The following is a 19,882-nucleotide window of genomic DNA, read 5'->3' on the forward strand; positions in this document are numbered from 1 at the left end:
GAAAATTATCTTGGTAAACTGCTTACTTGTGGTTTATTCATGTGTCCGTAAACCATTCGAGAGACTTGTTTAATAAATGATTTAGCGCGTCGATCGCGGAAAGGTCTATTTACCATAATACCTGCTAAATAACGCTTACCATTAGGCATTGTTACAATACCTGCATCACCAAGAACAATTCCTAAAGTTCCTGTTTTGTGAGCAAATTTTGCATTTCTACCAAAACCCGATGCTAAATACGCTTTATTCTCAACGCGATGCATAATATCTAAAACTTTGGCGCGGCTGCTATTACTTAATAACAAATTATTAGAAATCAAAGCTCCAACTCTAGCTAAATCTTTAGGGCTAGTAGTGTTAGTTCCTTTAAAGTCACCAAGTAGATTGCGGATGACTGTATTTTGCAATCCCCAATTACGAAAACGCTGATTTAATCTGGCTTTACCACCCAAGCGATCGATAACCATATTAGTTGCGGTATTATCGCTGATGGTAATCATTTTAGTAACGGTTTCGAGTAAACTAAACTTAGTGCCGGGACGTTTATACCGCATTGTTCCGGAACCCCCAGTCATCAAATCGCGGCGCATTACTACAGTTTCATTTAACTTAACTCTACCGGCATCTACTTCTTCAAATAAAGCAACTAAAAGCGGGAGTTTAATTGTAGAAGCTGCAGGAAATGCCTTCTCTCCATTTATGTCTAAATAATCTCCAGTTTCCAAATCCATGAAAAAGATTCCTGGATCTAAATAACTGTAGCGAGACATCAAACTTTTAACTTGAGAATGGAGTTGTGGTATTTGACTTCCTAAAGGAACAACCCCAGCAAATGAAGATGCAGCAGGAAACCGCACGGGAATCTTTTCTTCACTAGAAATCTGATTAGAGTTAGAAGTAGTGCGCTCTATAGATGAAAAATTAACTATCCAATGAGAAGAAGTATCGCCTTTAACTAATAGCTTTTCAGGAGAAACTGTATAACCTGGGGCTAATTCAACGACTAAACGAGTAGTTTTATCGTTAACTTTACCAACTCTAACTTCTTTTACTGCCGAACTATATTTTTTACGAATAGTATTACCCTTTAATTGCGTACCAGGTAAATCTATTACAAGTCGCGTCGGATTATTAATTAAAAATGCTCTTGGTTGAACTCCTGAATCCGTAGTTAAATTAAGTTGATTGCGCGTAGGATTAAAATGCCATGATTGAAAATTAGCCGCATTTAATGGAGATGATAACAGTAGAATACTGCTAGCAGCACTAAGAAATAATAAGGGTAGTCTCATGTGTATGATTTGCGAGCAACCAAAGAATTGATTTGAATAAAGTTTTCAGTTTTTCTATGTATTCTCCGGAAAATAAATATCAGTATTTTCCGAAAAATAATTTTGATTTGTAATGCACTATTTTGCGATTGTTTTGAAGACGTTTACATAAAATAAATGGTTCCAGTGTTAGTTTTAACTGATATCTTGCATAATTGTCTCTAAGTCTAATTCCGTAGAAATAAATTGATGCAGTTAATATACAAAGTACGTTGAAACCTACAAAAATCCTTTCGCAGTGGTCAGAAGAGCAACTTTGTTTGCTCACGGTGGGAGTTTATTTCAAGGCGGTTGTTGAAAATAGTGCGTAAAACTATTGAATATTGTTCGTAATAACACTGTCTTCGCTTCTTTATGGAGTAAGGCATAATGTAGCAAATGAATCTTTAACGGAATAATATATTGATATTCCTGCATCTACTAATCACCCTATGAATATTCTCTCGAACTACATAAACGGTGAATGGCAAAAATCCACGGCAGCCGAACACCTTGAAGTCATTAACCCAGCCACGGCAGAATTACTAGCTAAAGTACCTTTATCACCAAAATCAGAAGTCAACCAAGCAGCAGAAGCAGCTGCGGAAGCTTTCAAATCCTGGAGACGTACTCCGCCAACACAACGAGTGCAGTTTTTATTTATACTCAAGTATCTATTAGAAGAAAATTTAGAAGACATTGCTCGCACTATTACTTTTGAATGCGGCAAAACCTTGGCAGAATCAAGAGGTGAAATACGTCGTGCTATAGAAAACGTCGAAGTTGCTTGCGGTATCCCGATGATGATGCAGGGAAGCAACCTCGAAGATATCGCTAAGGGAATAGATGAAATAATGATTCGTCAACCGCTTGGTGTATGTGCGGCGATTTGCCCTTTCAATTTTCCGGGGATGATTCCTTTTTGGTTTTTACCTTATGCTTTGGCTTGCGGTAATACCTACATTGTCAAACCTTCGGAAAAGGTACCGCTGACAATGCAAAAAATATTCACTTTGTTGGAGCAAACTGGTTTACCTAAAGGGGTGGTGAATTTAGTTAATGGTACAAAAGACACTGTAGATGCAATTTTAGAACATCCACAAATTAAAGCAGTGAGTTTTGTTGGCTCTACACCGGTAGCCAAATATATTTACAGTTGGGGTGCGGCAAACGGTAAACGAATGCAGGCTCAAGGTGGTGCAAAAAATCCGATTGTGATTTTACCGGATGCAGATATGGAGATGACAACCCGTATCGCTGCCGATAGTGCTTTTGGATGTGCTGGGCAAAGGTGCCTTGCGGCTTCCATCGCCATAACTGTAGGAGAAGCCAAAGACAGTTTTACCGAAGCGATCGCCGCAGCCGCAAACAAGCGAATTGTAGGAAATGGTTTGGATGATGGTGTACAAATGGGAGCAGTAATTAATGCTGGAAGTAAAGCCAGAATTGAGGGATTAATTGAAAAAGCAGCGTCATCGGGTGCAAAACTATTAGTTGACGGTAGAAATCCAAATATACCCGGTTACGAACAAGGCTGTTTTATCCGTCCAACAATTCTACAAGATGTAAATCCTTTAAGCGAAACTGCAAATACAGAAATATTTGGGCCAGTATTAAGCTTAATGCATGTAAACGATATTGATGAAGCGATTTCCTTAGTAAATAACAGCCTATTTGGAAACATGGCTTGTTTATTTACCACATCCGGAGCCGCAGCCCGTAAATTTCGCTATGAAGCAGAAGCGGGAAACATTGGAATAAATATCGGAGTTGCCGCACCAATGGCATTCTTTCCCTTCAGCGGTTGGAAACAAAGTTTCTTCGGAGATTTACACGGGCAAGGAAACCATGCAGTAGAGTTTTTTACTCAAACCAAAGTAGTTGTGGAAAGATGGAAAGATGAATGGTCAAGAAAATTTTAACCGTGAACAGTGAGCAGTCAACAGTTAGCAGTGAGCAGTGAGCAGTTATGAGTTAATATCTGAAAGTTGTAAACTCAATTTTCAGTAAAAATTAATACTATAGTCAGCTATGTTTAATCTGAGATAAATTATTTCTCATAAAGTTGATTGGTAATCTGTAGAAAATATCAAATCAAATGAAGCGCAAATTACAATTAAGTTTATTATTATTAACTCTGACAACAGCTTGCGTTAACACACAATCAAGCTCCGAGCAAAGCAGCGAAACAACACCATCCCAGATAATTAACTTAACTCAAACTGGCTGTCAATTTCTGGAAACGGAGAATAAAGATTATGAATACCAGACTACACAAGCTGAAGACTGCAAGCAAATAAATAGTAAAACTTTAGCAGAAAGAAAAAAGGGCTTTAAACCTCTAACGTTAAAATCTGGAAAATATACCTTTAGAGTTACTAACAGTGATGTTCCCTACGAATTAGGCTTCTACTTGCGTGGAGAAGGAGTCAGTCAAGTAACGTTACCCAAAGTCAGTGGAGGTGGTTTAAACAAGGGTAATACTCAAGATTATCAAATTACTCTCAAACCAGGTAAATACGTTTTTAGTTGCCCGCTGAATCCAACACCCGATTATCCGATTGTTGTGCAATAATTAACCTTTTCCCAATTTTACCGAGTAATGGCACAGAAACAGTGTAATATCCGTCACTGTAAGTTAATTACGAACAAACCATAATAATTTATAGGTAGTGTAGGAGTCCAAAATGAAAATAGCTATTATCGGTAAAACATTAGTTGCGTCTCTAGGTTTGTTAGCTTTGTTCGCACCTCAACATGCTGAAGCTCAAATAGTACCAATCCCTAAGCCACAACCTTGGGTATCTGTGGGTGCTAAAGATGGTGACGTGACTTATGCTGTAGGTGCAAAATTTGCCGGTTACGGTGCAGAATTAGGAGTAGGAGAAGATGGTGCTGTAGGTGTAGACGTACTACAATTTCTTCCCTTACCTGTAGTTTCTCCTTACCTCGGATTAGGTTACTACACTGAAGATAAAGGTGTTGCAATTTCAGGTGGCGTACAAGTTAGCCCAAGCCAAAACTTCTTTGTAGGTGCTGGTTATAATTCAGTTCGCGGTATTAACGGACAGTTAGGAATCAAATTTTAATTGATTAATAATATTTTGAATTAGTTCAATTTAGGCATCGTTAACTTTTTAGTTAGCGGTGTCAATTTTTTAAATAAAAAGCCGATCTTCAGCTTGTAGGGTGCTGTGACAGTTAGCTTGATTTCTAAGGCAATAACAAGGTTTTCCTGTCACGCACCAACCAAAGGCTTATGAAAACGTTTTGTGTGGATTAATCGCTTATTGTCATCAACCAAAAAAGCCAAATATTAGTCTGGACTGGCTTTTATAGCGTTTCCTAAGCAACTGAGGTACAGCGATTACCTCACCCCGATAAAGCTGTGCTTTATCTCCCCTCTCCTTATCAAGGAGAGGGGTTGGGGGTGAGGTTTTGTGTGTACTTCAATAGACTGGGAAACGCTATATCTCAATCCGCTTAACCCGAACTCAGGTTAGTTAAACAAAAGCAAAATTATCTACACTCAAACTTTCAAAATTCAGATTTTGCAAAATCGCGATATCCGAACCATCAACAGCAATTACAGCATTTTTTCCTTGTTGACTAAGATCGATATCTTCCACACTAATACCTAAACTGGCAATGCCAATAAAATCATCATCGACTTTAAAATCAAAGATTTTATCCGTACCTTGATTAAGTTCTAAGATAAACACGTCATTACCAGTGCCACCATAGAGACTATCATTACCCAAACCACCCGTTAGAGTGTCATCACCAGCATCACCCCAAATTCTGTCATTACCAATGTCGCCAAAAATCAAGTCATTACCAGCTTTACCACCGATACGATCGCTTCCTATTCCACCATAAATAGTGTCATTTCCCCCAACATTTCCACCACCGGAACGATTATTTAAATCCCCTCTTAAAACATCATCACCACCTTGTCCAAAAATTAAATCATCACCCAATCCTCCAGCTAAGGTATCGTTTCTATCTTCACCAGCAAGGGTATTGTCTGCTTTATTCCCTACCATGACATCGCTTTCTTCTTTCACTACATCGCCATAACGTAGGAAATTAAGCAAATCATTGAATTCGTCTTGATTCAATGGGTTATCAATCAACTCGAAAAATTTGTCTTCGTTTACAGCATCATAATCAAACTCTGCCAGTGTATTTTCGTTACTCGCTAAAGCAATTAAATCAGCTTTATTATCAACTCCATCAATCGCATCAATCAATCCATCAACAAAATTGCTATCCAAAGAATCAAAAAATCCTTCCGGAGTAATATTATTCGTCTCACCGAATAGAGTTTTACTCACATCCGAAAATACAGAATCGGTAGGCAATATAACAGCTTGAGGATCTAGTTGATTTACAAAAACAGTAATGGTTGTATCCGTTTCGGGAAAATATCGCATTTTACTGATATAGCCAAAGGTTCCGCCATCGTGTCCCCAATTTTCTCCCCAAGGGGTTTTTTCTTCGTATACACCATTACCATATTGGCTGCCTACTTCCACTTCCGCTTCATCAATATTTGACCATGAAAGCATTTTATTGAGACTTTCAGGTATTATCAATTCCCCACTAAATAACGCATCGCTAAAACGAGCTACATCTTTGCTATTAGAAACGATTCCGCCATCACTTAGGGTTGAAGCAAGAGACGAAAACGCATCCGTAGTATCTTCATAAATACCATCTGCACCCAGACTTCCATCTTCCCCCAGCAAATCTCCGTAGCCCCTAACGAATCTTTCATCTGGAATCTCGTCTCCTACAAAATAGGTGTTATCTAATCCTAAAGGTTCTAAAATTAAACGATTAACCTCACTTTGATAAGAATTACCTGTAGTAGCTTCAATTAACATTCCTAACAAAAGGTAATTAGTATTGGAATAAAAGAAGGATTCCCCAGGTGCAAAATAAGCATCCTCTCCGGAAACATAATTTTCAAGAATCGCTTCCCGACTTCTGTCGATATCTGCACCATTAAGCACTGCTAATTCATCTGTAGCGAATTTAAGGTTATTTGTATAGCTGAAAATACCGCTGGTATGATTCATTAATTGCTCAACGGTAATTTCTTTAGCATTAGGAATATTCGCGATCGTAGAATCTGGCAGCCATTTATCTAAAGTATCTTGCAAACTAAGCTTTTCTTCTTCCACTAACTTAAGGATAGTTGCACCCGTAAATGTTTTGCTGATACTACCTATTTTGAACAAATCATCTGGATTCATCGATTTCTCAGTCTCCAAATTAGAAACCCCGCTCGCACCGTACCAATTTTCTTCAGGGCTGATAACAGCGACAGCTACACCGGGTATTTTCGTACTTTGCACAACTGAATCGATATTTGCTTGTAACTGCTGAGCTAAATCGGAAGAAATATTGTTATTCATTGTCGTAAATTCCTTATGTTTAGTTAATAATCAATTGGTGGGTGACAGTAAAATCAATTTATTTTATTGAGTGATAACGACATACCGCAACTGTCACAAAATCTATAAACTTTTCACTGCTAACTGTTCACTGTCCTCTGCTCGCTGATTTACTCTTAATAGCTTCTTCACCCGTCATTGATTTCGCAATATCTAGCAATTCTTTTCGAGATGCGATTTCAGATAATGCAAAAATACCAAATTTCTGATTATCCTGTTCCCAAGCCACAAAACTAACTATTCCATCCCCCTTTCCCCGAGTAAAGAAGAAACCATTAATACCATTGTCCAGATTTACCTGCCGACGATTATCTCCTTTAGGGGGCCAATGTTTTACAGCTTTAGTGGGTATGGCTGAAATTTCACCAATAATACAAGAGAGTGGATTCGCTTTATACTCACAATCAGGTTCAGTACTGATATTGACTCTCAAACCTTTTTCATCAGAAGTCACAAAAGGATAGATTGGAGTATCTGAAGCAGGAATATAGGAAGGTAAACGCATACTCAAACCGGGTGATAGTTCGAGAGATATGTCATTAACTAAAGGCTTGAATATATTTGCTGGTTCTCCATTTACGGAGGGTATATCAACAAAAAAACTAGTGGACAAGACCAAAAAACTTACGAATAAATTAGTCTTCATTTTCCTCTTATTTTCTCATTTAACAAGACTCTCTAGTAAATTAACTTCAGAGATTCATGTTTCAATATTGTCTATGGTCATAGATATTTATGACTAAAGTCACTACGGGTTATTTTCTCAATCAATATCTCAAAGACTTTACCTTGAAGCGGATGAATAAATATTGATAAAAAAATAAACACAGCCAATAGCCCCAGCCTTATAGGCTGCGGGCAATTTAGCGCAACTTCATACAGAATTGGTATAAGTAATAATCTATATAGTTTATCTGTACATATTCTATAGTTCAAAAGGTGAAACAAAATCCAAAACAAATATCAAGAAGATTATTGATTACCGATTTATAGCTTTGATTGAGTTTAATTAAAGACTTTGCTTCTACTATTTCTGCTTGTTGCTTATTTAGCTAGAAATACACAAGTACCCATCGTCAATATGATTAATCCTGCATCATGACTAGCATCACAAATATTTCTCTTTTGAAAGACATCAGCCCTCAAATTACTTCTCAAAACTCATTCACTAGCTTCATCACATTCGGTGATAGTCTTGCAGATGTTGGTAACTTATTTATCACTACCCGCTCAATCAATCCAAATCCACCATCTCCACCTTATGCGGATGGAAGATTTTCCAACGGTGAACTCGTACCAGAAATAATAGCGAAAGAATTAGGTTTATCGGCTTCTACTCCCTCCCTCGCTGGTGGAGATAACTATGCATTCGGAACAGCAGAAACTGGTTCTGGCTTTTCCGATGAAGGGCTACCCAATGTTGGAGAACAAATCAAAACATACTTAGATATAGATGCGCCTGCTGAAGGCGATCTTTTTTTTATCACAGCAGGTTCAAATAATTTCTTTCCCGATATAGATGAAGAAGTAATACCGGATAATATATCTACACCTGCAAGCGTATTAGAAGGATTAACCGAAAATATTACCACCTTAGCGGATGCTGGAGCAGAAAACTTCATTATCCCTAATATTGCACTTTTAGGTAGCCTTCCTTTTGCCAGGAATGAAGGAATTAGCGATGCTTTGAATACTGCATCAACTGAATTTAATTCTTTGCTCGGCAATAAATTAGATGACCTTGAAAATGAGTTAGGAATCAATATTATTGAATTAGATGTTGCTAGTGAAATTGCTCAAATCCTAGCAAACCCAAGCGCTTTCGGTTTAACAAACGTTAGCGAGCCAGCTTTAAATACAGAAACTCTAAATGTCGTACCTAATCCCAACGAATATTTTTGGTGGGATGAATTTCATGCGACAAGCGTTGTTTCGAGTTTAGTTGCTCAAAGTGTAATTGATGAGATTCCTAAAGATACAGTTGGATTCCGAGATACTAAAACTCCTGCTAATTTCCCTAGTGTTCAAAGTTTATCAATATCCTATAGTGACTATGAAACTAGTTACTCAATTGCTGACTCTGGAAAGGATACTAGTAATTATACATTTAGCTTTGGGGCTGCAAACGAATACTTAAATAGCTTTGTTTTCGGTGAAAGCAGTGAAATACTCTGGTTTGCAGATGCCAAGCAAAAAAACATACCTGGAGATATTCAGAATACTCTATTCGCGACAGACAGTTACTTATAACTCTCAACTTGAAGCATTCAAAATTATTCTCATTAAATTTCAAGTTTCATAACTATATCAATATTAGTACTTAGCAACATTTTTCTAGGTACTTTTTCATATTATTATAAATAATTAAAAGTTCTTTCTATTTATCTGAATATAAAATATTTTAAAATAATTTTATAAATTATTTACTGATACTTCATCAACTCAAATTATCAGTTTAGCAGTAATCTATACTAATGATTATAAATATTTTGTCACAACGACTACAAACATTACAATAATCGCTAAAAATCAACATATTATTGCTTTATATCTCCTAACTAAAAAAAATATTTTTATATATTGCTTAAAAAGTAACGACACTTGCTAGATTATCGCGAAACTAAAAACTACTATAATTTAGATTCTATAGAAAATGTTAACAGCTAAGGGTAATCCAGTATATGTACCTAAGTAAAAGTAGGAATAGTCAAACTAATCCTACATAAAAAAAGCCCTCAGAAAAATTACCATTAACTGCAAAAAAATCCCTTACAGTCCTGCAATTCATCTATCAGGATTTTAGCTAAACAAATCAAATAAGTATGTTTACCAAAAAACAAATTAGTAATTAATTCAAAATTGGTTCGTAATTCCATATTAGTAAGTTGTATTTGTTTTTTATTCATCACTTGATGTTATTCAAAATTCATATTTTTCATTTCCCTCTTGCTTCTAGTCGGCAATAATATCTAAATCTAAACTGGGTGCCAGCATCTACTGATTTCAATTATGTTCCGCTACATATTCCTTTATTGAGCAGTAAAAATGGCAAATCCAAATGCAAAAGAGCAGTACATGCTCGAATTGATTAATCGAATCCGAACTAATCCGGAGGCTGAATACGATTTATTAGTTGATTCTAGTAATGAAGATATTAAAAGCGCTTTAAGTTATTTCAATGTCAATTTAGATGTATTGAAATCTCAATGGAATCAACTCCAAGCCTCACAGCCAGTAGCTTGGTCAAATAAACTACATGAGTCTGCTGTTACTCACAGCAAGTTGATGATTGAGGAAGATAAACAATCACACAATTTACCTAATGAACCGAAATTAGGCGATCGCATTCGTAATACTGGTTATGAATTTACAACCATAGCAGAAAATATTTACGCTTACGGAAGTTCGGTATTTGAAAGTCATGCGGCTTTTGCTATCGACTGGGGGAACAGTACTAACGGAATCCAAAGTCCTCCCGCACACCGTAATGCTATTATGTCTAACCGCTTTCGAGAAGTTGGGATAGGTATTTTACCGGAAAATAATAGTAGTACGAAAGTTGGCTCTGTTGTCACAACTCAACATTTTGCGAATAGTAAAAATCTAACAGCAAACGATAGATCCTGGCTGCTCGGTACAGCATTTCGTGATGTCGATAACAATGACTTCTACAGTATTGGTGAAGGTTTAGACAATATTATTTTAAATATTAGCGGTATTAGCAACCCAGATTTCAGTACTTCAATCGCAACTCAAGATGCTGGTGGATATCAAACTTTATTATCTCCTGGAGAATATCAGGTAGAATTTATCCGGGATAACAAAAATATCAAGACAGAGAAAGTCACTGTAAACGACGAAAACGTCAAGCTAGACTTAATGATAGACGGTAAAACATATCAACTAGATGACGGCAAGCGAGATGCACACTATAATCCAGGTAGCGGGGATGCAATAGTATTTAATGCTTACACCGCCGATGCTAAATATCAAACTATTGATTTTATCTCAGTAGGTTTATCTAACTTAGGCAACCCATCAAAAGTTTTTCTCTATCAAGACAGAGATAACGACAGACAGCCAGATAGCGACGAGAAAATCTTAGAAATTGATACTAATATTTTAGATAAAGAGGATTTTGCTCATATCCCGATTCAACCTACAAAAGTAGAAAATACATTTTTCGTTGGAGCTTTATATGGAAGTCAAAACAACAATCCCACATGGGTTCCTGTAGATAATGACTCATCGGCACAGCAATCTTGGATAGCTGCAAATAAGGCCGGTAATTTAGACCTAAATAACTTTTCCACTTCTCTATTAACAGGAAAAAATTGGCTCTTACGTGCTAGTTCATCAGATAGCACTATATCAGAACAGCCTATTTCACCTGGCATTTCTGTAAACAGCGGCAAATCAGAACCTATCGGCACAAACTTACAAAAGAGTAATAACATCGAGCTAATCGATTTAACGAATCAAATTAGTACGGTAAAAGCTTCCGTTGAAGTTACCCGTGATGCAGACTACGACAACCTCATTGGTTTTTATGCAGTGAATAATGCTAGCGGTGGAATTGAAGTCAATGATGAAATAATAAATCCTGGTGATTCTAGATACAAACAAGCAGCCCTAGAAAACCGAATAACGAGTCTGGAATTATTACATACTGATAAACGAGGAGAATTCAACGGAACATTTGCAGGTGGAACTATATTTGCTCCTTTCATTATCGCCGATGGTGATTTATCTGATGCTCTTAGCAACAATGCAGAAGTTTACTTTGCATATCAAGGTGCAAACAGCGACAATTTCGATCATATTCGATTAATAGATGACAACAAATTTGGTTTTGAAGATTTAGCTGGAGGTGGAGACAAAGACTATAACGATTTGATTGTCACAATAGATTTTACCGTCTAAAAATAAATCTCATCTAATAATAGATAGGACTCACACAACTGGCACAAGTAGTGGCATACTTGCTTGGAAATATTGCTTAATAGCTGAACAGTTGTTCAGTTTTGGCTACAATGATAATCAATATTACTATTTATAGTTAAACTATTCTTCCAAGATAGTAAAGAGATATGCTCTGTCTTGTATAAATACCTTCTCCCATGCCTAAATCTAAACCAAAACAGCAACTATCAAAACTTGATTCACCGTGGACTTGTGAGTCTACTGAAGTGCATATCAACACCGTTCGCCAAGTACAGCTAGAAATCATACCTACAGAAAAAGCACAGCAGATGGCTGATTTTTTCGGAACTTTAGCCGACCCGCACCGTTTGCGCCTGCTGTCGGCTTTAGCGAAACAAGAGTTGTGCGTTTGTGATTTAGCCGCATCTGTAAAGATGAGTGAATCTGCTGTCTCTCATCAACTGCGAATCTTACGTACTATGCGTCTGGTAAAATATCGCCGCGAAGGACGCAATGTTTATTACAGCTTGGCAGATAGTCACGTTACTAATGTATACCGTGAAGTGGCTTCTCACATTGACGAGGCAGAAGTTTGATTTTGAGTAATTATTAAAACTTGTACAAATAACATTACTTTCGATAATATATGAATACATGTTCACATGTACAATAATTCATGTATTGGAGTGGAAAATAATGACATCGAACAAGTCAACGCATTCTGATTGCTGTGGACGCGATGGCGGTCACAGTCATTATGGAGAATTCAGCCTGAAGAATGAAATTGTACCTGTTGCACTGTCGATGATTTTGTTTGTGATAGGTTTGATTTTCTATGAAGATTTGCACAACACTCGCTTTTTTTTAGGTGAGTACTTGGTTTTTGTCCCCGCTTATCTCATAAGTGGTTGGGCTGTTTTGACCGCAGCCGGACGTAATATACTGCGGGGTAAAATATTCGATGAAAACTTCCTGATGACAGTCGCCACATTAGGAGCAATCGCCATTCATCAAATTCCCGAAGCTGTAGCGGTGATGTTATTTTTCCAAGTTGGAGAGCTTTTCCAAGATTTTTCAGTAAGTCGCTCTCGCTCTTCGATAAAATCGCTTTTAGAAGTACGTCCAGACTCAGCCAATCTCAAAGTAGATGGTGAAATGAAACCAGTTTCCCCCAAAAGCGTCCAAGTTGGTAACATAATTGTCGTCAAACCGGGCGAGAAAATTCCTTTAGACGGCGAAATTACAGAGGGTGCTTCGCAAGTAGACACTTCTCCATTAACTGGAGAATCCGTACCGCGAACCGTTCAAGTTGGAGAAACTGTTTTAGCAGGAACGATAAATAAATCCGGTGTTTTAACCGTTCGAGTCAGCAAGTTATTTGAAGAATCTTCGATTTCCAAAATTCTATATTTAGTAGAAAACGCTAGTAGCAAAAAAGCGACTACTGAGAAATTTATTACCCGCTTCGCTCGCTATTATACTCCAGTAGTTGTTTTCTTCTCTTTAGCAGTAGCAATATTACCACCACTATTTGTACCAGGTGAAACTTCAGCAGAATGGGTCTATCGTGCTTTGGTGTTGTTAGTAATTTCATGTCCTTGTGGTTTAGTAATTAGTATTCCCCTGGGCTATTTCGGTGGTGTTGGAGGTGCTGCGAAAAGAGGTATTCTAGTCAAAGGTTCAACATTTCTCGATACTCTTACAGATGTTCAAACAGTTGTATTTGATAAAACTGGAACTTTAACCAAAGGAGTTTTTAATGTCACTCAAATAGTTCCGAAAAACGGTTGTAGTGAAACAGAATTATTACATCTAGCAGCAAAAGTTGAATCACAATCTAATCATCCAGTAGCAAAATCAATTTTATCTGCATACGGTGAATCGGTTGAAACTTCAGATGTGAAAGATTATCGGGAAATTGCCGGACATGGCATTCAAGCTAGAGTCGGGAATTCAATTGTTATTGTAGGGAATTCTCGTTTGCTACTTCGAGAGAATATTGAGCATGATGTATGTGACGTTGAGGGAACGATAGTACATGTAGCTGTAGATGGGGTTTACAGGGGAAGAATTACTATCGCTGATGAACTCAAAGACGATGCAGTTGAAGCGATTCGGAATTTAAAGAATGCTGGTGTGGAACAAATTGTTATGCTTACCGGAGATAATCAAACCGTTGCTCAAATCATTGCTCGACAGTTAAATTTAGACTCTTATCTTGCAGAGTTATTACCCGAAGATAAAGTAGAAGCCATAGAGACATATTTAGGTAAAGCTAGTAAAGGTAAGAAAGTAGTGTTTGTTGGTGATGGAATTAACGACGCACCCGTAATTGCTAGAGCCGATCTAGGTATGGCAATGGGAGGATTGGGTTCGGATGCAGCCATTGAAACAGCGGATGTGGTACTGATGACAGATGCTCCTTCTAAGATTGCTGAAGCGATTCAAGTTGGTAAAAAGACTCACAAAATTGTTTGGCAAAATATCGTTTTGGCTATGGGAGTCAAAGGCTTATTTATTATCTTAGGAATATTTGGTATTGCAACTTTATGGGAAGCGGTATTTGCAGATGTGGGGGTAGCTCTGTTGGCAATTTTGAATGCAGGTAGGATTTTGAAAGTTAATTGAATAAATAGATACAAATCAAAAAAATAACATTGCTGAATCCAGCGATGTCAGTAAAGCGTAACCTTATGGTCACATTACATTTACCTTTTCGGATGACGTCGAGATGTAGCATTACTACGCCTCTAACAATATAAAACGCAATTTCATATTTAAATTCAGCAACGCCGAACAACAGTGTAATTAAAGGAGACAAATGTAACAAGTAGTTAATATAAATTCGGTAATGGTGGTACTGATAAGGCAACAGCTACAATTACCATCAATGGCGTTAACGATGTACCAGTTATTGACAATATTATTGCCAATCAAACAGCTTCAGAAAATGTCGCCTTTAATTTTACCATTCCAGGAAATACATTTTCCGATGTTGATAAGGGAGATAATCTTACCTACACCGCAACTTTAGAAGATGGAGTTGACCATATTCGCTTACTCTCCGATAACACCTTTGGTTTTGAAGATTTACCCAACGGTGGAGACTCAGACTATAACGACATGATTGTCAAGATAAGTTTTAGCATTTAAAAACTTACAACCTGCTTGCCTTAGTCTAGAAATCATAATGTGGTGGAATAGCAATATTTCACCACATTGAACGTTAAGCGTCGGATTTGTTTGAGGAGGTAAAGCTAATTCAATCATCGCAATTAGAACGGATGTATTCATACGTGAACTATTACCACTATTTATTTTCACTAAATTATCAGACTAACTTCTTAATAATCCGACTATTTACTTGATATATATCAGAATAAATACTGATAACTTCAACTATCTAAAGACGACTCAAAGTTATTATAGGGATATAAGCAAAAAATGAACTAAGCTGCGGAAGCATTTAACTTATATATTTATTTGGCATTGACTAATGGCTACAACTGTTGTCCCTTCTTCCCTCTTCCTTCTTCCTTCTGCCAAGAGTATTGTGCATGTTTAATGCAAAACAGCTTAGCAGTGACTATAATAACTATCAAGTTCGTTATGTCAAGGTAAAATTTACGGTTTTTATTATTTTAATTCATTGTTTAATTGATCGTGAGTGCAGGTTGCTAAACCTGCTTTTATTTGCAATAAAGTTAAAAAACATATATCAACTTTTAACAACGGTTAAACTATTAAATATATTAGCTTTTAGACAATTGCTGTCAAAATACTTACTTATGTATTGTTTATACCCTTGGCAAATATAGGATTTTTTCATTACTATATTTTTCAGTAATTACCCGAATGGCATATGTTTCCAAATCTAGGTATTAATAACATTCAGCAGTCAAGAGTAAAATTAAGCAAATAATGTTGTCATTCATCTTTTATTAACCTTAATTTAGCCTGTTAATAACTTCATGGACATACTTTGATTGAAGCAATTTATGACAGGGGCAACCCGAATGATACTGATATTATGACCGCACTTTTACAAATCGGCGATCGCGCTATTAATGTTGATGAGATTCTTCCACTGCTCAAGCAGTACGGAATGCTGCCTCAGCTACTAAGAGAAATAGTTATTGATGACGCGACTGCTTCTATTTCGCTCTCAGAAGAAGAAGTAACAGAAGCGTATAAACAATTTTATCAACAACAGCAGTTAGGAAATGAGGAACAATTACAAGCTTGGTTAAAATCCCGTGGCTTGGAACGAGAACAACTAGACTACTTGGTCACTCGTACTCTTAAATTAGAAAAATTTAAACAAGATACTTGGGGAGCAAAGGTAGAGCCATATTTTCTTCAACGAAAGGAAAAGTTAGACAAAGTCATTTATTCGTTAATTCGCGTAAATGATATTGCTGTGGCTCAAGAATTATACTTCCGCGTTCAAGAAAATGAGCAGCCCTTCGCAGAATTAGCCCGCGAATATTCAAAAGGTCCGGAAGCCCAGACAGGTGGATTGATTGGTCCGGTAGAGTTAGGAGTGCCCCATCCAGTTTTAGCAAAAATGTTGCTCAAATCTCAACCGGGGCAAGCATTACCCCCGACTCGTCTAGGAGATTGGATTTTAATAGTGCGGTTAGAACAATTTCTTCCGGCTCAGTTAGACGCAGCTACACATAAGCGACTGCTAAACGAGCAATTTGAAAGCTGGCTACAAGGAGAAATATCTTCTGCAATCAAAAACGGGCAGCTATCGGCAGACAAAGATGATTCTAGCGAGGGGTAATTCTATTTTAGATTTTAAATTTTGGATTTTGGATTTGAATTTAAACAGTTTCAAATTAGAAATGTTTAACTATATTTATTTTTTATCCCATTGAAAAAATAAGCAAGCTATGCGATGTTTTATTGCCTGCATTTTTAGGTAAGCTCCTATACACAACCACAGCAAATAATCCCACACCCCAGATAGTTGCTCCCCAATACCGTAATGTCCTCAAAATTCAAAATCCAAAATAAAAATGACTTATACAACAACTAATATCCAAGAATTTTTAGCAGGGACTGTTCCCTTTAATCAGCTGCAGCCCGGGGGGATGGCAAAGCTTTTAGAAAAAGCACAACTGTACCGCTACCGGATGGGACAGGTTATCCTAGCACGGGAAAAAATGCCCGCTCAAATATCAATTCTTTTTTCCGGGCAAGTGCGTTTACTCGGTTACGAACCTCAAACTCAAATACCTGTAACTTTAGAAAGACTCCAACCCGGAGCAGTTATGGGTTGGCTAGAAACAGTACGGGGTGTACCTGGTTCTACTGCTATAGCTTCGACGGAAGTTATTTGTATTAATATTGATGCTGCGGAGTTTTTGGCTTTATTAGGTGAAGATGAAAATTTTAGTGCATATTTTTATAATCGTGCGGGAATAGTTGAAGTATTTGAATTACTGTCGAAACAGCTGAGACAGCAAGCAAATAACCAATTAATTTTACAAGCATTAAATTGTGCTAATACCAAAGAATTAGCGCTAAAGATTTTTGATGACACACAAATTGTTAGCTTAACTACTGGCTCGCGAGCTAACCAATTAAGTCCCGATTATCACTGGTTAGTCAGCGGAGGAAGCGTTTCCCCCGAATTAGTCGGCAATCGTTTTGATGCAGATGAATCTTTACCAAGAGGAAGCCGGGTTCGTTTGTTGGGAATAACAGCAGAAGTGTTTTCACCATCAGACACTTTATTACAAAATCCTACCGAAGACGTACAGCAAGCGGACATAACCGAAGTAATTCCCCCTGGTGGCTCTTCAACAACATATGAAGATATTCCCTACGCACCTGCTGAGCCTCCCGAAGCTGAATACGATCGCGGATACAAGTCTTCTGCTGCTGCGAATAAGTACCCCCACGTGCGCGGAAGCGGTTCAATAAACGCTATTCTGGCTTGCTTCCACATGTTGAGTAAGCATTTAAATATGCCCTTCCGCAAGGAAGTTATTCGTAAAGTGTTAGTTAACCAAGAGAAACGCACGGGTTCCTTATCGTTACAGCAATGCGGAGCTGTAGCACAGTTAGTTGGTTTGAGACCCCAATTAATTGGCGTACCCGCAAGCGCATTAGGAAGAATTGAACCCCCTGCAATTGTTCAATGGCAAGATAGTTTTGCCGTACTTTACGAAGTTAGTCCTAAAACAACAGTAGTAGGCGTACCAGAATCGGGAATCCTAACTCAGAAAACTTCAGATGTCGCGCAGGTACTGCTTCAATCGCAACCTCAAAACGAAGAACAGCAACAAGAGGCTATTCCTGTATTGCTGCTGCAAGCCACCGAAGAAACACCACAGCAAAAATTCGGGTTAAGTTGGTTTTTACCTTCGTTAAATAAATATAAAGGCGTACTCATAGAAGTATTTATCGCCTCCTTCTTCTTCCAGTTGTTTGGTTTGGCAAACCCCCTGGTAACACAAGTAATTATTGATAAAGTAATTAATCAGAACAGTCCGGATACCTTGCAAGTTCTTGGTGTATTTCTATTAGTGATTGCAGTTTTTGAAGCAATACTTGGTACTATTCGGACTTACTTGTTTGTAGATACGACAAACCGTATCGATTTAGCTTTAGGTTCGGAAATCATCGACCACTTACTACGTTTACCGTTACGTTACTTTGAAAAGCGACCCGTAGGTGAACTTTCCACCAGGGTTAACGAATTAGAAAAAATTCGTAGCTTTTTAACTGGTACTGCTTTAACAGTGGTTTTAGATGCGGTTTTCTCCGTTATCTACATCGTAGTAATGTTTATTTATAGCTGGATATTGGCTTTAGTCGCTTTAGGTACGCTGCCATTATTTGCTATTCTTACCTTTGTCGTTTCTCCTATTGTCCGCCGACAGCTACGGCATAAAGCAGAGCGTAATGCTCATGCACAATCCCACTTAGTTGAAATTTTATCGGGTATTCAGACAGTTAAAGCGCAAAACATTGAATTACGTTCCCGTTGGCAATGGCAAGAACGTTATTCTCGTTATGTTAGTGCTGGCTTCAAAACGGTACAAACTTCTACTGCTGCTGGTTCTACTAGTGGTTTTCTCAACAAGCTTTCTGGTTTACTTGTACTGTGGGTAGGAGCTTATCTGGTATTAGACGGCAAACTAACTTTGGGACAGCTAATCGCTTTTCGCATCATAGCCGGTTATGTAACTTCTCCTTTATTACGTCTTACTCAGTTGTGGCAGAACTTTCAAGAAACAGCTTTATCTTTAGAACGCTTGAGTGACATTATCGACTCGCCTCAAGAAGCTACTGAAGAAGACAGAGGTAACATTCCCATGCCGATGATTGAAGGAGCCGTCAAATACGATAACGTTTCTTTCCGTTTCAAACCTACCGGACCAATGCAGCTAAATAACATTAGCTTGGAATTTCCAGCTGGGGTATTTGTCGGTGTCGTCGGTCAAAGTGGTTCCGGTAAAAGTACATTGATGAAACTGCTACCGCGTCTTTATCCCTTAGAATCCGGGCGCATTCTCATTGATGGTTACGACATCAACAAAGTAGAACTTTACTCACTACGACAGCAAGTAGGTATTGTGCCACAAGATACCTTACTTTTTGAAGGGTCCGTACAGGAGAATATCGCCTTAAACTATCCCGATGCTACTCCAGAGGAGATTATCGAAGCAGCCAAAATTGCAGTAGCCCATGAATTTATCATGGATTTGCCGAACGGTTACAATAGTAGAGTAGGCGAACGAGGTAGCGCTTTATCCGGTGGACAGCGTCAAAGAGTCGCAATTGCCCGTACAATTTTACAAAATCCGCGCTTATTAATTCTTGATGAAGCTACCAGCGCTCTCGACTATGAGTCCGAACGTCAGGTATGCTTGAATTTAGCAGAAGCCTTTAAAGGCAGAACTGTTTTCTTTATTACACATAGACTAAGTACAATCCGTAATGCCGACATTATTTTAATGTTAGATAAAGGTTATGTTGTAGAACAGGGAACCCACCAAGAATTAATGTCGCTTAAAGGGCGCTACTATTGCCTATATCAACAGCAAGAAGCACAAATTTAGAGGTCAAAGGTTTAAGGTTAAAGGTCGAAGGTTGAGGAGTGAAAGGTTTAATTTATAACTTCTAATCTTAGTTCCTAAATCTTATACTCCTAACTCCTAACTTATAACT

14 protein-coding genes are annotated in these 19,882 nt (G+C 37.8%); 10 read left to right on the top strand and 4 right to left on the bottom strand.

The genetic code is table 11. The annotated features are described in order from the left end of the window. Positions 1-5: 5 nt before the first annotated feature. Positions 6-1,292 carry a serine hydrolase gene (locus RIV7116_RS25565; RefSeq protein ID WP_015121222.1) on the bottom strand — a complete coding sequence of 429 codons (1,287 nt, stop codon included), beginning with the start codon at positions 1,290-1,292 and terminating at the stop codon, positions 6-8. 470 nt (positions 1,293-1,762) lie between these two features. On the opposite strand from RIV7116_RS25565, the gene RIV7116_RS25570 reads away from it, so the two are divergent. The 3 genes from RIV7116_RS25570 to RIV7116_RS25580 all read left to right on the top strand — a co-directional run bounded on the left by RIV7116_RS25570 (position 1,763) and on the right by RIV7116_RS25580 (position 4,399). After that, positions 1,763-3,232: a CoA-acylating methylmalonate-semialdehyde dehydrogenase gene (locus RIV7116_RS25570; RefSeq protein WP_015121223.1), complete on the top strand. Its 1,470-nt coding sequence runs from the start codon at positions 1,763-1,765 to the stop codon at positions 3,230-3,232. A gap of 176 nt (positions 3,233-3,408) precedes the next feature. Further along, on the top strand, positions 3,409-3,885 hold the full coding sequence (locus RIV7116_RS25575; protein WP_015121224.1) for a hypothetical protein: 477 nt from the start codon (positions 3,409-3,411) through the stop codon (positions 3,883-3,885). 112 nt (positions 3,886-3,997) lie between these two features. Further along, positions 3,998-4,399: a hypothetical protein gene (locus RIV7116_RS25580; protein WP_015121225.1), complete on the top strand. Its 402-nt coding sequence runs from the start codon at positions 3,998-4,000 to the stop codon at positions 4,397-4,399. A gap of 414 nt (positions 4,400-4,813) precedes the next feature. On the opposite strand, the gene RIV7116_RS34215 is transcribed toward RIV7116_RS25580, so the two are convergent. Beyond that, entirely contained in the window at positions 4,814-6,733 is a 1,920-nt protein-coding gene (locus RIV7116_RS34215; RefSeq protein WP_015121226.1) for a hydrolase, read from the bottom strand. A 127-nt stretch (positions 6,734-6,860) separates the two neighbouring features. Beyond that, the gene (locus tag RIV7116_RS25590; protein ID WP_015121227.1) at positions 6,861-7,418 is read right to left on the bottom strand and encodes a hypothetical protein; all 558 of its coding nucleotides are present in this window, start codon (positions 7,416-7,418) and stop codon (positions 6,861-6,863) included. A 452-nt stretch (positions 7,419-7,870) separates the two neighbouring features. Here RIV7116_RS25590 and RIV7116_RS25595 point away from each other — a divergent pair, with 452 nt between their 5' ends. The 5 genes from RIV7116_RS25595 to RIV7116_RS35245 all read left to right on the top strand — a co-directional run bounded on the left by RIV7116_RS25595 (position 7,871) and on the right by RIV7116_RS35245 (position 14,848). Beyond that, complete coding sequence (locus RIV7116_RS25595) at positions 7,871-9,022, top strand: SGNH/GDSL hydrolase family protein (RefSeq protein WP_015121228.1); 1,152 nt, start codon at positions 7,871-7,873, stop codon at positions 9,020-9,022. Between the two features lie 795 nt (positions 9,023-9,817). Next, a complete protein-coding gene (locus tag RIV7116_RS25600) occupies positions 9,818-11,695 on the top strand; it encodes a DUF4114 domain-containing protein (protein WP_015121229.1) in 1,878 nt (625 codons plus the stop codon). A 197-nt stretch (positions 11,696-11,892) separates the two neighbouring features. Beyond that, a complete protein-coding gene (locus tag RIV7116_RS25605) occupies positions 11,893-12,291 on the top strand; it encodes a helix-turn-helix transcriptional regulator (protein WP_015121230.1) in 399 nt (132 codons plus the stop codon). A gap of 100 nt (positions 12,292-12,391) precedes the next feature. Next, positions 12,392-14,323, top strand: a complete 1,932-nt coding sequence (locus tag RIV7116_RS25610) for a heavy metal translocating P-type ATPase (RefSeq protein WP_015121231.1) — start codon at positions 12,392-12,394, stop codon at positions 14,321-14,323. A 252-nt stretch (positions 14,324-14,575) separates the two neighbouring features. Further along, on the top strand, positions 14,576-14,848 hold the full coding sequence (locus tag RIV7116_RS35245; RefSeq protein WP_083894152.1) for a DUF4114 domain-containing protein: 273 nt from the start codon (positions 14,576-14,578) through the stop codon (positions 14,846-14,848). On the opposite strand, the gene RIV7116_RS36065 is transcribed toward RIV7116_RS35245, so the two are convergent. Further along, a complete protein-coding gene (locus tag RIV7116_RS36065; protein ID WP_157229331.1) occupies positions 14,804-14,989 on the bottom strand; it encodes a hypothetical protein in 186 nt (61 codons plus the stop codon). The genes RIV7116_RS35245 and RIV7116_RS36065 overlap by 45 nt on opposite strands. Positions 14,990-15,725: 736 nt before the next feature. Between RIV7116_RS36065 and RIV7116_RS25615 the strand changes: the two genes are divergently transcribed. After that, positions 15,726-16,484: a peptidylprolyl isomerase gene (locus RIV7116_RS25615; RefSeq protein WP_044291191.1), complete on the top strand. Its 759-nt coding sequence runs from the start codon at positions 15,726-15,728 to the stop codon at positions 16,482-16,484. 235 nt (positions 16,485-16,719) lie between these two features. After that, positions 16,720-19,773, top strand: a complete 3,054-nt coding sequence (locus tag RIV7116_RS25620; protein ID WP_015121234.1) for a peptidase domain-containing ABC transporter — start codon at positions 16,720-16,722, stop codon at positions 19,771-19,773. Positions 19,774-19,882 lie beyond the last annotated feature (109 nt).

The sequence above is a fragment of the Rivularia sp. PCC 7116 genome, assembly GCF_000316665.1.
Taxonomy (GTDB): Bacteria; Cyanobacteriota; Cyanobacteriia; order Cyanobacteriales; family Nostocaceae; genus Rivularia.